The following is a 14,134-nucleotide window of genomic DNA, read 5'->3' as shown; positions in this document are numbered from 1 at the left end:
AAGCGCTGCGCGAGTTCAGCGCGCGCATTGGATCACTCGCGTTCGAAGGCACATTCATCGATGTGCCTCCGCAACGTCATGCGGCGCGCACCTGGAGTCCCTGATCGTCGCGCAGGGCCGCTTTTGCAAACTGCTCAATAGCGTCAAGCGTCGCCCCCGGCGCTTCACGATGCGGGGAATGTCCCGCGTCTGAAATGACTTTCAAATCTACCGGACAATAACACTCTTCCTGCGCGATTTCGAGCTGACGCAATGTCCCATATTGATCATTCCGGCCTTGCAGGATCAGCAAAGGGACGCGGATGTAGGCAAGAGACTCGGAAATATCCCAGTCGCGGAATTTCGGATCGAGCCAGGCGCCGTTCCAGCCCTGGAAGGCGTTGTCGACGTCCTTGTGCCAGCGCGCGAGTTTTGCCTTCAGATCGGTGGTCTCGAATGCCGTCTTGATGTCCGCAATCGACTTCACCGAGATGTCCTCAACGATGAAATGCGGCGCGATCAGCACGAGCCCGCTCACGCGATGATCCTGATGCGCGCCGGCATAGATCGTCGCGATCGAGGCGCCGTCGGAATGGCCGAGCAGGAGGCCACGCTTGAAGCCGATCGCATCGAGCACCTTCGGCAGCACGTCCAGCGCCTCGCGCTCCATATAGTCGAGCGGCCGCGGCAGCGCGACCTTGCTCGACTGGCCGTAGCCCGCACGCGAATAGACGAAGATGCCGGCGGAGGTCGCCTGCTGCAGCTTTTCCGGGAAGTCGCCCCAGAGCCCGACCGAGCCGAGGCCTTCATGCAGCATGACGATGGTCGGTGCGTCCGCGGTTTGTGGCGCGAGCCATTTGTAGTCGAGGCTGGCGTTGCCGATGCTGAGGAAGCCGGTGGGGGTGAGGTCGGTCATGCGCATTTTCTTCCAGCAATGAGAACGAGACGTCTCCGCGCGCTCAGCTCGCCCCGTCCCGCAGCTTGAACCGCTGGATCTTGCCCGTCGCCGTCTTCGGCAGCGAGTCCACCACGTCGATCCAGCGCGGATATTTCCAGGGGCCGATCTTCTGCTTGACGTGGTCCTTGAGCATCTCCTGCAAGTCCGTTGTCGTCGCGCCGGGACGCAGCACGACGAAGGCCTTCGGCTTCAGCAGCCCTTCCGGATCGGCTTCGGGCACCACGGCGGCTTCCAGCACGGCAGGATGCGTGATCAGCGCGCTCTCGACCTCGAACGGCGAGACCCAGATGCCGGAGACCTTGAACATGTCGTCGGCGCGGCCGCAGAAGGTGTAGCGGCCCTCGCCATCCCTGACATATTTGTCGCCGGTGCGGGTCCAAGGGCCTTCAAATGTGCGGCGGCTCTTGTGGCGCTGGTTCCAGTAGCCCTCGCCGGCGGAGGGCGCGTCGACCAGCAGCTCGCCGACCTCGCCGTCGGCGACATCCTGGCCGGCCTCGTTGACGAGCCGCACTGCATAGCCCGGCACCGGCTTGCCGGAGGAACCGTATTTGATGTCGCCGGGCGCATTCGATAGAAAGATGTGCAACAGCTCGGTCGAGCCGACGCCGTCGAGGATGTCGACGTTGAAGCGCGCCTTCCAGCTGTTGCCGACGGATTCCGGCAGCGCCTCGCCGGCCGAGGTGCAGATGCGCAGGGCGCTGCCGCCGCGCTCGCTCTTCATCGCCTCGTCGTTGAGCATCGCCGCGAACAATGTCGGCACGCCGTAGAAAATCGAAGGATTGTAGCGGTCCATCAGGTCGAACATGCGCGCCGGCGTCGGCCGTTCGCTGTTGAGAACGACGGTGGCGCCGACCGACATCGGGAAGGTCAGCGCATTGCCGAGGCCGTAGGCGAAGAACAATTTTGCCGCGGAAAGACAAACGTCGTTCTCGCGGATGCCAAGCACCTGGTTCGCGTAAGTATCGGCGGTCGCCTGCAGGTTCGAATGGATGTGGCGCACGCCCTTGGGCATGCCGGTCGAGCCTGAGGAATAGAGCCAGAACGCCGGCTCGTCGGGATGCGTCGCGGCGGTCGTGAACCGGTCGCTCTCGCCCGCGAGCTCTTCAGCGAGCTGCTTGTGGCCGTTGAGCTTGGCGCCGGACACCACGACATGCTCGAGATCGGGCATGCGGCCGACGACATCCTTGATGACGGGATAGAGGGCCTCGGAGACAAACAGCACGCGCGCGCGGCAGTCGGCGAGGATGTAGGCGTATTGATCTGATGTCAGCAGCGTGTTGAGCGGCACCGGCACGATGCCGGCGCGGATCGCACCCAGAAACACGACGGGGAAATCGACCGTATCCAGCATGATCATGGCCACGCGCTCTTCGCGGCGGACGCCGAGCCGGCGCAGCATGTTGGCGGTGCGGCGGGTCTGGTGCTGGAGCTCGCCATAGGTGAGCCGGGAGACGGTGTCGTCGAACACGGTCTTGTTGCCGCGCCCCTCCTCGACGTTCCGGTCGAGCAGCCAGGTCACCGCGTTATAGGATCCCTCGCTCACGGACTTCTCCCCCGAATTTAGAATTATAATTCATAGAAAGACACTGTGGCGGCTTGCTGTCAATGCCAGCAGGCACTATGTTTCATTAATATGCGCCGCAGGACACCCGCTCAAGAAGGCCCATGATCCGTAGTCCATGACCGACAGTCCCGACGCCGAATCCCGATTTCTCGAACAGCTCGGCCAGCGCGTGCGCACCATGCGCGCGCTGCGCGGCATGTCGCGCAAAGTGCTCGCCAAGGTATCAGGAATTTCGGAGCGCTACATCGCGCAGCTCGAGAGCGGCAAGGGCAACGTCTCCATCGTGCTGCTGCGCCGCGTCTCCGACGCGATGGGCGCGCATCTGGAAGATCTGCTTCCCTCGGCCGATCCGACCCCGGACTGGCAGATGTTTCGCGATCTCTTGCGCAAGGCGACGCCTGCGCAGATCGCGCAAGCCAAGGATTTGCTCGCCGGCGGCAGCGCATCGGCGCCGCGGCGCGCGCCGTTCTGCGGCATCGCGCTGATCGGCCTGCGCGGCGCCGGTAAATCCACGCTCGGCAGGATGCTGGCGAAGAAGGTCGGCTGGAGTTTTGTCGAGCTCAACAAGGAGGTCGAGCAGCAGAACGGCCTCTCGGTCGCCGAGATCATCGCGCTCTACGGCCAGGAAGGCTTTCGCCGCATGGAGCAGGCGGCGCTGCAACAGCTGCTCGCGCGCAACGAGCTGATGGTGCTGGCGACCGGCGGCGGCATCGTCTCGGAGCCTTTGACTTTCGACCAGATCCTGTCGTCGTTCTACACGATCTGGCTGAAGGCCGAGCCCGAGGAGCACATGGCCCGCGTCCGCCGCCAGGGCGATTTGCGGCCGATGGCGGACGACCGCTCCGCCATGGCGGAGCTGCGCAACATCCTCTTGAGCCGCGAGCCGCTGTATGCGCGCGCGACGGCGGTGGTGGACACGGCGGGACTTTCCGTCGATGCCGCCGCGGCCCGTCTGATTGATGCGGTGCGGCCGGTGCTGCAAAACGAAGCGCGCAGCTTTGGGCTGCGCAGCGTGGCGCTGTAGGTCCGAACTCCCATGGCCGAGAGCGACGTCGCAATCTCGATGTTCGAGCGGATCGGCGGCAGCGCCACGATCGAGCGGCTGGTCGATCGCTTCTACGATCGCATGGACACCCTGCCGGAGGCGCAGGTCATCCGCACGATGCACGCCGCCGATCTCGGCGCGATCAGGGACGTGCTGAAGCGCTATCTCACCGAATGGACCGGCGGCCCAAAACTCTATTCGGTCGAGAAGGGCCACCCGCGGCTGCGCCAGCGCCACATCGGCTTTGCCATCGGCGACGCCGAGCGTGATGCGTGGATGCTCTGCATGCGCGGCGCGTTGGAAGAGACGGTCGTCGATGCTGCCGCGCGGCAAGACCTCGACAAGGCGCTGTCCGGCCTCGCCGACTGGATGCGCAACCGGCCGTAAAAGCGTCGATCAAGGCCAACGTGTGGCGTTCCGGGTACCGCTTCGCTGACCCGGACTATGAGACTTGCGACGCGACTAGATCGACCAGTAATTCGGATGCGGGTAAGGCCGCGAGCGGTCACCCCAGTCGAATTCATCGCCATCGACCTCGCAGGGGCCGCTGCTCAGTTGCTCCGGCGTCAGCTCGACCTGGAAGACCTGACGTCCTGGATCATATCTCAGTGCGCTCCACTGCAGAGGATAATGATGGTGGGTGCCGAGCAGCCCACCGGTCTTGATCACGGCGTAGGCGACCGTTCCACTCACCTTGTCGAGCATCAACCGCTCGATCGTGCCGAGCTTGGTGCCGTCGCGCCCGTAGACGGCGACATGCTCCACGCGATCACTGGGAACCATGGTATGGTGCATGGCGTCCTCCCTGTTCTCTTTTTTGCCGCGCGCATTATAGCCTGCCAGGCAGGACGAGCGAAACCCACCTCTTTGCTCTCTGGGCTTTTTGCTCTCCTGGCCTCAGCTACAACAGCTGCGAACGCACCGACTCCGCACCGTCCCGCAACAGCGGCAGGAAGCGGCCGACCAATTCCTGCGCCGGCACCCGGTCGACATGGGCGCCCATGTTGATGGCGGCGACGAACACGCCGTCGTAGCGGCGGACGGGGACGGAGATCGAGCGGAAATGCGGCTCGGCTTCGCGGTCGACCAGTGAATAGCCCTGCGCGCGGTCGGCGACGATGCGCGCAAGCAGCGCCCTGGGATCGGTCTCCGTGTGCGGCGTCAGCGCCTCACGCTTCATCGCTTTCAGGCGCGCGGCAAGATCGGCGTCGTCGAGCTGGCCCAGCATGGCGCGGCCGACCGAGGTGCAGAAGGCCGGCAGGCGGTAGCCGATTTCGAGCCCGCCTGAGAACATGCGCGCCGGGCTGCTGCGCGCGATGAACACGACCTCATCGCCGTCGAGCACCGCGAGCGAGCAGATCTCGTTGGCCGCTATCGCAACGCGATCGAGCACCGGTTGCAAGACCGTGACGAGCTGGCTGGACCGCAGATACGATGCGGCCAGTGTCAGCACATGCGGCGTCAGCGAGAACAGCTTGCCGTCGCCGGCGACGAAGCCGCCGCGCTGGAGCGTGAACAGCATGCGTCGCGCGGTGGCGCGCGGCAGATCGGCGGAACGAGCCAGATCGCTCAGCGTCATCGGGCCGGCCGTGGTGCCAAAACATTGTAGCAGGCGCAGGCCGCGATCGAGGCTCTCGACGAAATCCGTTGCGCGATCGTCGCTCTCGCTTCGCTTCAGCTTGGGCATGGCGTCGGGACATTCCTGCAAAATAGTGCTTGCTGCCGATCCAAGGCATGTCATAATTCGCCCATTCGTTCAATAGGCGAACAAACGCCACTCCACAAGGATGCACTCGCCATGATGAGCCAGGAGCAGAACGACCTGATCACCCGCACCGGTCCGAAGAACCCTTGCGGAAAGCTGATGCGGAGCTATTGGCAGCCAGCGGCACTGGTGGACGAGCTCGACGGCGATCGCCCGATCCGCCCCGTCAAGCTGCTCGGCGAAAACCTGGTGCTGTTCCGCGACGAGACCGGGCGCTACGGCCTGATCGATCGCCACTGCGCGCATCGCGGCGCCGATCTCGCCTTCGGACGGCTCGAGCATGGCGGCCTGCGCTGCGCGTTCCACGGCTGGCTGTTCGACGCCGCCGGGCAGTGCATCGAGACGCCGGCCGAGCCGAAGGACTCGAAGCTTTGCCAGAACATTCGCCAGCGCTCCTATCCCGTGGTGGAGAAGAGCGGCATCCTCTGGGCCTGGCTTGGCGAAGGTAAACCGCCGGCATTTCCCGAACTCGATTGCTTTGTCGCGCCCGGCACGCACACCTTTGCGTTCAAAGGCCATATGGCCTGCAACTGGCTCCAGGCACTCGAAGTCGGCATCGATCCCGCGCACGCGTCCTATCTGCATCGCTTCTTTGAGGACGAGGACACGTCCACGGCGTATGGCAAGCAGTTCCGCGGCGCCTCCGCAGGCAGCGAGTTGCCGATGACCAAGATCCTGCGCGAGTACGACCGCCCGATCATCAATGTCGAGCACACCGAATACGGCCTGCGGCTGATCGCGCTGCGCGAGATCGACGAGGAGCGGACGCATGTGCGCGTCACCAACCAGCTGTTCCCGCACGGTTTCGTCATCCCCATGAGCACGGAGATGACGATCACGCAGTGGCACGTGCCGGTCGACGACGAGAACTGCTACTGGTACGCGATCTTCACGAGCTACGCGAACCAGGTCGACAAGCAGAAGATGCGCGACCAGCGGCTCGAGCTTTACGAGCTGCCGGACTACAAATCGCGCAAGAACAGCAACAACGATTACGGCTTCGATCCGCACGAGCAGCAGACGGCGACCTATACCGGCATGGGCACCGACATCAACGTCCACGACCAGTGGGCGGTGGAGTCGATGGGCGCGATTCAGGACCGCACCAAGGAGCACCTCGGCACGAGCGACAAGGCGATCGTGCAATACCGCCGCCTGCTGCGGCAGGAGATCGAGAAGGTCGCGGGCGGCGAGAAGCCGATGCTGCATCTCGACGAGAGCACCGCACGAAGCATCCAGGGTCCGGCGACCATGGACGGCATCGGGCCGACACGTGGCTGGGAGACCTACTGGATGGAAGTCGACGTCAAGCGCCGCCGCGGCGCGCCGTGGACGGCACCGGTGCCGAAGGAGATCGCGGACAATGTGCATCGGCTGACGGCGGCGGAGTAAGGGTGACGGCCCATCCTCGTCATTGCGAGCGAAGCGAAGCAATCCAGACTGTCTCCGCGGACGCATTTCTGGATTGCTTCGCTGCGCTCGCAATGACGGAGAATGTGGCGGGCGTCTTGCACCCGTCGTGCATCGGTGACTGAAGGAGCAAACATAGTGAGTTTCGTCGCGCGTCATGCGCTGTGGTCGGATGAGCAGAAGGACGCGGCGACGCGCATGCGCCGTCTCGTCGAGGAGAAAAATCTCGAAGTCATCCGCCTCGCCTTTCCCGACCAGCACGGCATTCTGCGCGGCAAGACCATCATCGCCTCGGAGGCGATCGCCGCGCTGGAAAGCGGCTGTTCGATCACCACGACCATGCTCGCCAAGGACACCTCGCACCGCACGGTGTTTCCGGTGTTCACGTCAGGCGGCGGCTTCGGCATGAAGGAGATGGAGGGCGCGGCCGACGTGCTGATGATCGCCGATCCCACCACTTTTCGTGTTTTGCCATGGGCGCCGGCGACGGGCTGGGTGCTCTGCGACCTCTATTTCAACGACGGCCGGCCCGTGCCGTTTGCGACGCGCGCGCTTTATCGCAAGGCGCTCGACGAGCTTGGACGCCGCGGCCACGATTTCGTTGCAGGCCTCGAGGTCGAATTCCACATCTTCAAGCTCGACGACGCGCATATGCGCCCGGAGGATGCGGGACAGCCAGGCACGCCGCCCTCGGTGAGCCTGCTCAGCCACGGCTATCAGTACCTCACCGAGCAGCGCTTCGATCAGATGGAGCCGGTGCTGGAGATTTTGCGGCGTGACATCGTCGCGCTCGGGCTGCCCTTGCGTTCGGTCGAGGTCGAGTTCGGGCCAAGTCAGTGCGAATTCACCTTCGCGCCGAAGAAAGGGCTGGAGCCCGCCGACAATATGGTGCTGTTCCGCTCTCTGCCGTGAAGCAGATCGCGCACCGCCACGGCTATCACGCCACCTTCATGTGCCGGCCGAAGCTGCCGAACCTGTTCGCGAGCGGCTGGCATCTCCACCAATCGGTCGTCTCCCGCACGAGCGGCGACAACCAGTTCATGGCCAAGGAAACGACCAAGGAGGGCGGCGAACCGCTCAGCGCGTTCGGCCGGGCCTGGCTCGCCGGCCTGCTCGACCACGCCCGCGCGTCTACCGTGTTCACGACCCCGACCATCAACGGCTACAAGCGCTACCGCTCCTATTCGCTGGCGCCGGACCGCGCGATCTGGGGCCGCGACAATCGCGGCGTGATGATCCGCGTGCTCGGCGCGGCCGGCGATGCCGCCACGCGCCTGGAAAACCGCATCGGCGAGCCCGCCGCCAATCCCTATCTCTACATGGCCTCGCAGATTCTCTCAGGCCTCGACGGCGTCGACCGCAAGCTCGATCCCGGCCCGTCCGCCGATACGCCCTACGAGACCAAGGCGCCGCTCTTGCCGAAGTCCCTGCGCGATGCGGTCAGCGCGCTGAAGGACGATCCGTTCTTCCGCGAAAAACTCGGCGCCGAGTTCGTCGACTACTACACCCACATCAAGAACGCCGAGATCGACCGCTTCCTGTCCGAGGTGACCGACTGGGAGCACCGCGAGTATTTCGAGGTGTTTTGACCTCGGCTTTCTCCCCGTCATTGCTTCGCTACGCATGTGACGACGGGAGAGAGCGGAGGCTCAAATTCCCAGATATCTGTGCTGCAGATCCGGTTCCGCCATCAGCTCTTCGGAGGTGCCGCTCCACACCGTCTTGCCGCGCTCGATGATGGTGTGGCGGTCGCAGATGCGGGCGAGGTGGTCGACGTTCTTGTCGACGACCAGGATCGACTGTCCCCGGCTCTTGAGCAGCGACAGGCAGTTCCATATCTCTTCGCGGATCAGCGGCGCCAGGCCTTCGGTCGCTTCATCCAAAATCAGGAGCTTCGGGTTGGTCATCAGCGCGCGGCCGATGGCGAGCATCTGCTGCTCGCCGCCGGAGAGCTGGTTGCCCATGTTGGAGGCGCGCTCGGCGAGGCGCGGAAACATCACGTAGATCGACGCCAGCGTCCAGGGATTGGCGCTGCCAAAGCGATCGGCGGCGGCCGCGACCAGATTTTCACGCACGGTGAGGTTCGGGAATATCTGACGTCCCTCGGGGACGAGGCCCACACCGAGTTTTGCGATTCGGTAGGACGGCTGCGTTCGCACTTCCGAGCCCGCGAAGCGGATGCTGCCCGCGCGCGCCGGCGTCAGGCCCATGACGGAGCGGATGGTCGTGGTCTTGCCCATGCCGTTGCGGCCCATCAGCGAGACCATCTCGCCTGATTTGATCGACAGCGACAGGCCGAACAGCACCTGGGACAGGCCGTAGCAGGTCTCGATGCCGTCGACCTCGAGCAGCGTATCAGCCGCCACTTTTTCAGACATGGTGCGTCACCACATGCGCCTCGCCGAGATAGGCGCGCTTGACGTCCTCGTTCGCCCGGATCGCGGCCGGATCGCCGGAGGCAATGACGCGGCCATAGACCAGTACCGAGATACGGTCGGCGAGCGCGAACACCGCGGGCATGTCGTGCTCGACCAGCACGATCGAGACTTCCTTCCGCAGCTCCTGGAGCAGCTGCACCATGCGCTGGGATTCAGTGACGCCGAGACCCGCCATCGGCTCGTCGAGCAGCAAAAGCTTCGGCTTGCTTGCCAGCGCAACCGCAAGCTCGATCTGGCGACGCTCGCCATGGCTGAGCCTGGACACCAGGACATCGGCACGATGGGCGAGACCGACGCGGTCGAGCGCGGCATGCGCGGCATCGCGCAGGCCTTTTTCCTTGCGCGCATCGGCGAAGAAGCGAAACGAGGTGCCGGCATGCGCTTGCGCCGCGAGCGCGACATTGTCGGCGGCGGTGAAATCGAGCAGCAGCGAGGTGATCTGGAACGAACGCGCCAGGCCCAGCGCGCAGCGGCGATAGGCCGGCAAGTAGGTGATGTCGCGACCGCCGAGCGAGATGCTGCCGGAATGCGGCTCCAGATGCCCGGTGAGCTGGCTGATCAACGTGGTCTTGCCAGCACCGTTCGGGCCGATGATGGCGTGCAGTTCACCTGCCGCGACGTCGAGCGAGACGTTGTCCGTGGCAATGATGCCGCCGAAGCGGCGCACCAGCTTGTCAACGCGGAGCAGCGGTTCAGCCACGGTTGAGCCTCCCGAGCAGGCCCATGATGCCGCCGCGGCCGAACAGCACGACCAGCAGCAACAGCGGGCCCATGATCAGCGCCCAGTATTCGGTGAGCTGCGACAAGAATTCTTCCAGCAGCAAATATACCACCGCGCCGACGACCGGACCGAACAGCGTGCCCATGCCCCCGAGGATCACCATCACCATGAGGTCGCCGGAACGCGTCCAGTACATCACGGCCGGGCTGACGAAATCGGTATTGTTGGCGAGCAGCGCGCCGGCGAGGCCGCACATCGTGCCCGAGATGACGAAGCAGACCAGCTGGTAGCGTTTCGAGGGAAAGCCGATCGCCTGCATGCGCTGCTCGTTGGAGCGCAGGCCCTGCAGGACGAGACCGAAGCGCGAATTGGTGATGCGCCAGATCAGGAAGACCACGCCGAACAGGCAGGCGAGGCAGAGATAGTAGAACTGCGTGCGGTTCGACAGATTGATCAACCCGGAGAAGTCGCTGCGCTTGTAGACGGTGAGGCCGTCATCGCCGCCGTAACGCGCCAGCCCCGAGGCGACGTAATAGGCCATCTGCGCGAAGGCGAGCGTGATCATGATGAAATAGACGCCGCGGGTGCGCAGGGAGAGCGCGCCGATCACCAGCGCGTAGATCGCGGAGGCCGCGAGCGCGACCGGAAACTGGATGAAGCCGCTTCCGACGCCTTCCTGCGCCAGCATGCCGACCGCATAGCCGCCGATGCCGAGATAGGCGGCGTGGCCAAAACTCATCATGCCGCCAAAACCCATGATGAGGTTGAGGCTCGCGGCCGCCAGCGCCAGGATGACGATGCGAGTGAACAGCGTCAGGATGAAGATGTTGCCGGAGGCTTGCGAATAGAGCGGCAGCAGCACGAGGCCCGCCAGCATCAGGGCCGTGACGGCCTTGCTCACAGTGAATGTCTTCATCGACGGTTGGCCGGAAACAGCCCCTCCGGCCGCACCACCAGCACGATCGCCATCAGCAGATAGATCAGCATGGACGACAGCGCGGGCGCGGCGGTGGAAGCAGCGGCGCCGCTCAGCACCTGCCGCAATAAATTGGGCAGGAAGGCGCGGCCGAGCGTGTCGATCATGCCGACGAAGATCGCGGCCAGGAAGGCGCCGCGGATCGAGCCGATGCCGCCGATCACGATGATGACGAAGGCGAGGATCAAAATGTTCTCGCCCATGCCGATCTGCACGGTGAGGATCGGCGCCTGCATCAATCCGGCAAGGCCGGCGAGCGCGGCACCGAGGCCGAAAACCAAGGTGTAGAGCAGCTTGATGTTGATGCCGAGCGCGCCGATCATCTCGCGATTGGAGGCGCCGGCGCGGATCAGCATGCCGATGCGGGTACGCATCACGCCGAGATAGAGCAGGAGCGCGACCAGCAGCGCCACCGCGATGATGGCGAGGCGATAGGCGGGATAGTGAATGCCGGGCAGGATCGGCACCGGCACGGTGAGCCAGGCCGGGAGCGGCAGCGCAAGGCCGGCCGGCCCCCAGATCAGCCGCACGGCTTCGTTGAAGAACAGGATCAGGCCGAAGGTCGCGAGCACGTGGTCGAGATGGTCACGTCCGTAGAGATGCCGCAGCGCGCTCATCTCCAGCACGATGCCGAGCACGAGCGTCGCGCCGAGCGCCAGCAGCGCGCCGAGCAGGAAGCTGCCGGTCCAGGCTGCGAAGGTCGCGGCGAAATAGGCGCCCATCATGTAGAGCGAGCCGTGCGCGAGGTTGACGAGATCCATGATCCCGAACACCAGCGTCAGGCCGGCGGCGAGCAGAAACAGCAGCAGGCCGAACTGCAATCCGTTCAAGAACTGTTCGACGACGAGCAACATCAAAACTCTTTCAGGCGCACGCAGGTTCGCGCCGATGTTCGAACACGGTCGCCATCAGTGAAAGAGCTCCCCCTGCCTGTACAAGGCGGAAAAATGGGTAATGGCAGTATCGTTCCGAGGCAAGAGCGATTTGACACCAAACATGCACTTTGTTGCATGCCGATGCATGCGAGCGAGCGCCGCCATGCAAAGCGCTGTGCAAGAAGGCTGCCGCGCGGGATGGGTCAACCTGCCGCACCCAAACGATCACCCTCCCCCCGTTGCCGGAGGAAGGGTGTGAAATTCGTCGCAACGTCAGGAAGGATGGCGCCTAGTGCGACGTCATCTGCCGGGAAAGGTTATCCGGTTCAGCGAGCACGCTGTTGGCCGTCGAGGCCTCCAGCGCCGCCATCCGGAACAGATAGGCGAGCGTCCCCAATCCGGTGTCTTCCGCCATCTGCGCAAGCTCGAGCGCCATGTCGGACATGTAGCCGAGATTCTCGTCCTTGGTCTGCGCCATGATCTGGCTGTTCCGCATCATGTTCGACATTTCAAGCGCTCTTTCGTTGCGCGGCGAGGCCGCAGAGGTTGGCACGGGCGACGGCGTCCAAACGCGGGCCGTCCTGTTGCACGATCGAAGGCATGCCGATGCGATCATGCAGGGCATCGAGCGTCTCCCGACGAATGTCGATCGTCGCCGCCATGGTCCATGCGTTCTCCACCAGAGTCGGCAGACCGAGCGGGGTCACGACGAAGCCGGCCTCATGAAAGCGCGGCAACCACCAGGTTTCCATGATCGCGCTGACTTGCGCGATCCCCTGACCGAGGCAGAACTCCTGCACCGCCGTCATCAGTTGCAGGTTGAGCGCGCCGTCGCGGCGATCGCGCACGACAAAGTAGCGCGACCATTCCCAGACCAGCGGATCCGCCGGACAGCCCGCGCACCGCCGCCAGATGCGGGAAGACTTCGCTCATCATTGAAGACTTGGTAGTCGGGTAGAGCCGGTGACCGCCGATGACGCGCCGCCCCTCCAGCGCGAGCAGATAGACGGTATCCTCGTCGTCATAGGAATCGATCTCGCGGCAATCAGGTTTGCGAAGTGCCTCCCAGTGGCGCTCTTCGACGAAGATGTCGTGCCGCAGCCGGAAATGCTGCTCGAGCACGTCTTCGTAAAGGTGACGATTTACCGCAGAAATGGCGTGAATCATGAAAGCCCCCATTCGTCCTCAATGGGGAGCAGCGTCTGCGAAAAGAGGCAGGCTCGATATTGGGAAATTTCCCAGTACGTCGGTTAGGGATTGATGATCTTGTTGCGAATCGCCAGTGCAACCGCATGCGTGCGGTTGACGGCACCGAGCTTGCGCGCGGCGGTTGCAAGATGCTCTTCGGCGGTACGCTGCGTGATGTGCAGGATCTCGCCGATTTCCCAGGCCGACTTGCCCTGCGAGGCCCAGGAGATCACTTCGCGCTCGCGCGGGGTGAGGCGTGTCGACGAATACGGCGCCGGATCGAGCAGACGGCGAATGTGGTCGAAGCCGTACATCGCCATCAGGTGCAATGCCGGCTTGCTGCGGGCGTTGAGATCGAGATGGATGCCCCCGAGCGACACGGCGGCCTCATAGCCGGTGAGCCCGTGGATCGGCACGATGAAGCCGCGCGACATGCGGAAATCGCCGGCGCGGTTCATTACCTCCGCCGCGCCCGGATCGAGTTCGGCATCATAGGGCGCTTCCGACCATTCGAACGGGTTGACCGATTGTCGGCACATCCGCACCACCGGGTCGACGCGGTCGTAGTTGTTCTGTGTGTAGAGACTGAACCATTCCGCGGGCCAGCGCTTGGCGAGCACCATCTGTGCGAACCGCTGGTCGGGATTCGGCAACCCTGTCACGATGATGGTTTCGAAGCCGAAGCGCCCGAACGCCCCTTCGAGCGCGCGTTCATAGCGTCCGGAACCTTACGATAGGCCGCCAGGCCTTCAATGAAGTCGAGCGCCTCCCGGCCATAATCCACGGCGGACATCGGTGCGTTTCCTGACCCTTGGGCTCCGGTATAGCACGTCTTCGCGGGCTGCCTCAATTCACCGTTTCCGTAGTTGTCCGGTATCCCATTGACCTCGAAGCTTTGATCTACTTGTGGAAGATGGGACGTCAAGTTACACCTATGACGTCTGAAGCGGGAAAACCACGATGGAAGACGAGGACATCGCCCTCAACAGCGTTCTCGGCCTGGAACTCAACCGCGTGTTTTTCGCCGTCCGTGAAACGGCGAACAAGCAGAAGATCATCGAGTTCGCGCGCGAGGTGCTGCAAAGCGAGCGCCCGGAACGACCCGGCAGCGTGTCGCCCGAAGGACCGTCGAGCTAAACGCGGTCGCGGCAGCGCGGGCGCGCGCCGCCAATTCACGTTGTCGAACATTTGCCGCTGGATGACCTCGCGGCTCTC

The 14,134-nt window shown here is 64.0% G+C and carries 13 protein-coding genes and 3 pseudogenes; 5 read left to right on the top strand and 11 right to left on the bottom strand.

The annotated features are described in order from the left end of the window. Positions 1-76: 76 nt before the first annotated feature. Positions 77-895 carry an alpha/beta fold hydrolase gene (locus ACVWW3_RS33785; protein WP_456651792.1) on the bottom strand — a complete coding sequence of 273 codons (819 nt, stop codon included), beginning with the start codon at positions 893-895 and terminating at the stop codon, positions 77-79. A 43-nt stretch (positions 896-938) separates the two neighbouring features. After that, a complete protein-coding gene (locus tag ACVWW3_RS33780; protein WP_456651793.1) occupies positions 939-2,480 on the bottom strand; it encodes a benzoate-CoA ligase family protein in 1,542 nt (513 codons plus the stop codon). Positions 2,481-2,616: 136 nt separating this feature from the next. On the opposite strand from ACVWW3_RS33780, the gene ACVWW3_RS33775 reads away from it, so the two are divergent. Then, positions 2,617-3,525, top strand: a complete 909-nt coding sequence (locus ACVWW3_RS33775) for a helix-turn-helix transcriptional regulator (protein ID WP_247443563.1) — start codon at positions 2,617-2,619, stop codon at positions 3,523-3,525. 12 nt (positions 3,526-3,537) lie between these two features. Further along, positions 3,538-3,933, top strand: coding sequence for a group II truncated hemoglobin (locus tag ACVWW3_RS33770; RefSeq protein ID WP_456651794.1), 396 nt, complete (start codon positions 3,538-3,540; stop codon positions 3,931-3,933). 75 nt (positions 3,934-4,008) lie between these two features. Here the strand turns inward: ACVWW3_RS33770 and ACVWW3_RS33765 are convergent, their stop codons facing one another. Both ACVWW3_RS33765 and ACVWW3_RS33760 read right to left on the bottom strand, forming a co-directional pair. Then, positions 4,009-4,341 (bottom strand): PRC-barrel domain-containing protein, encoded by a 333-nt coding sequence (locus ACVWW3_RS33765; RefSeq protein WP_247338730.1) that lies wholly within the window; start codon positions 4,339-4,341, stop codon positions 4,009-4,011. Between the two features lie 106 nt (positions 4,342-4,447). Then, entirely contained in the window at positions 4,448-5,233 is a 786-nt protein-coding gene (locus ACVWW3_RS33760) for an IclR family transcriptional regulator domain-containing protein (protein ID WP_456651795.1), read from the bottom strand. Positions 5,234-5,344: 111 nt separating this feature from the next. Here ACVWW3_RS33760 and ACVWW3_RS33755 point away from each other — a divergent pair, with 111 nt between their 5' ends. Together ACVWW3_RS33755 and ACVWW3_RS33750 are read left to right on the top strand one after the other, a co-directional pair. After that, on the top strand, positions 5,345-6,703 hold the full coding sequence (locus ACVWW3_RS33755; protein ID WP_456651796.1) for an aromatic ring-hydroxylating dioxygenase subunit alpha: 1,359 nt from the start codon (positions 5,345-5,347) through the stop codon (positions 6,701-6,703). 156 nt (positions 6,704-6,859) lie between these two features. Further along, a pseudogene (locus ACVWW3_RS33750) lies at positions 6,860-8,310 on the top strand (glutamine synthetase family protein). 60 nt (positions 8,311-8,370) lie between these two features. Here the strand turns inward: ACVWW3_RS33750 and ACVWW3_RS33745 are convergent. From ACVWW3_RS33745 to ACVWW3_RS33715, 7 genes and pseudogenes are all read right to left on the bottom strand, one after another. Then, positions 8,371-9,099 carry an ABC transporter ATP-binding protein gene (locus ACVWW3_RS33745; protein WP_456651797.1) on the bottom strand — a complete coding sequence of 243 codons (729 nt, stop codon included), beginning with the start codon at positions 9,097-9,099 and terminating at the stop codon, positions 8,371-8,373. Next, positions 9,092-9,859, bottom strand: coding sequence for an ABC transporter ATP-binding protein (locus ACVWW3_RS33740; protein WP_247443570.1), 768 nt, complete (start codon positions 9,857-9,859; stop codon positions 9,092-9,094). Before ACVWW3_RS33740 ends, ACVWW3_RS33745 begins: the two co-directional genes overlap by 8 nt. Beyond that, a complete protein-coding gene (locus ACVWW3_RS33735; RefSeq protein ID WP_456651798.1) occupies positions 9,852-10,796 on the bottom strand; it encodes a branched-chain amino acid ABC transporter permease in 945 nt (314 codons plus the stop codon). Before ACVWW3_RS33735 ends, ACVWW3_RS33740 begins: the two co-directional genes overlap by 8 nt. Beyond that, positions 10,793-11,710, bottom strand: a complete 918-nt coding sequence (locus tag ACVWW3_RS33730; RefSeq protein ID WP_247324607.1) for a branched-chain amino acid ABC transporter permease — start codon at positions 11,708-11,710, stop codon at positions 10,793-10,795. The genes ACVWW3_RS33735 and ACVWW3_RS33730 overlap by 4 nt, the downstream gene beginning before the upstream one ends. Before the next feature lie 310 nt (positions 11,711-12,020). Continuing rightward, positions 12,021-12,239 (bottom strand): hypothetical protein, encoded by a 219-nt coding sequence (locus ACVWW3_RS33725; protein ID WP_247338742.1) that lies wholly within the window; start codon positions 12,237-12,239, stop codon positions 12,021-12,023. Between the two features lies 1 nt (position 12,240). Next, positions 12,241-12,898: pseudogene (locus ACVWW3_RS33720) on the bottom strand (acyl-homoserine-lactone synthase). A gap of 83 nt (positions 12,899-12,981) precedes the next feature. Next, positions 12,982-13,712: pseudogene (locus ACVWW3_RS33715) on the bottom strand (helix-turn-helix transcriptional regulator). 167 nt (positions 13,713-13,879) lie between these two features. Between ACVWW3_RS33715 and ACVWW3_RS33710 the strand changes: the two are divergent. After that, complete coding sequence (locus ACVWW3_RS33710) at positions 13,880-14,056, top strand: hypothetical protein (RefSeq protein WP_247338748.1); 177 nt, start codon at positions 13,880-13,882, stop codon at positions 14,054-14,056. The last annotated feature ends 78 nt before the right edge of the window (positions 14,057-14,134 follow it).

Source organism: Bradyrhizobium sp. LM2.9, assembly GCF_054056555.1.
This window is presented reverse-complemented; position numbering and strand designations above follow the sequence as displayed.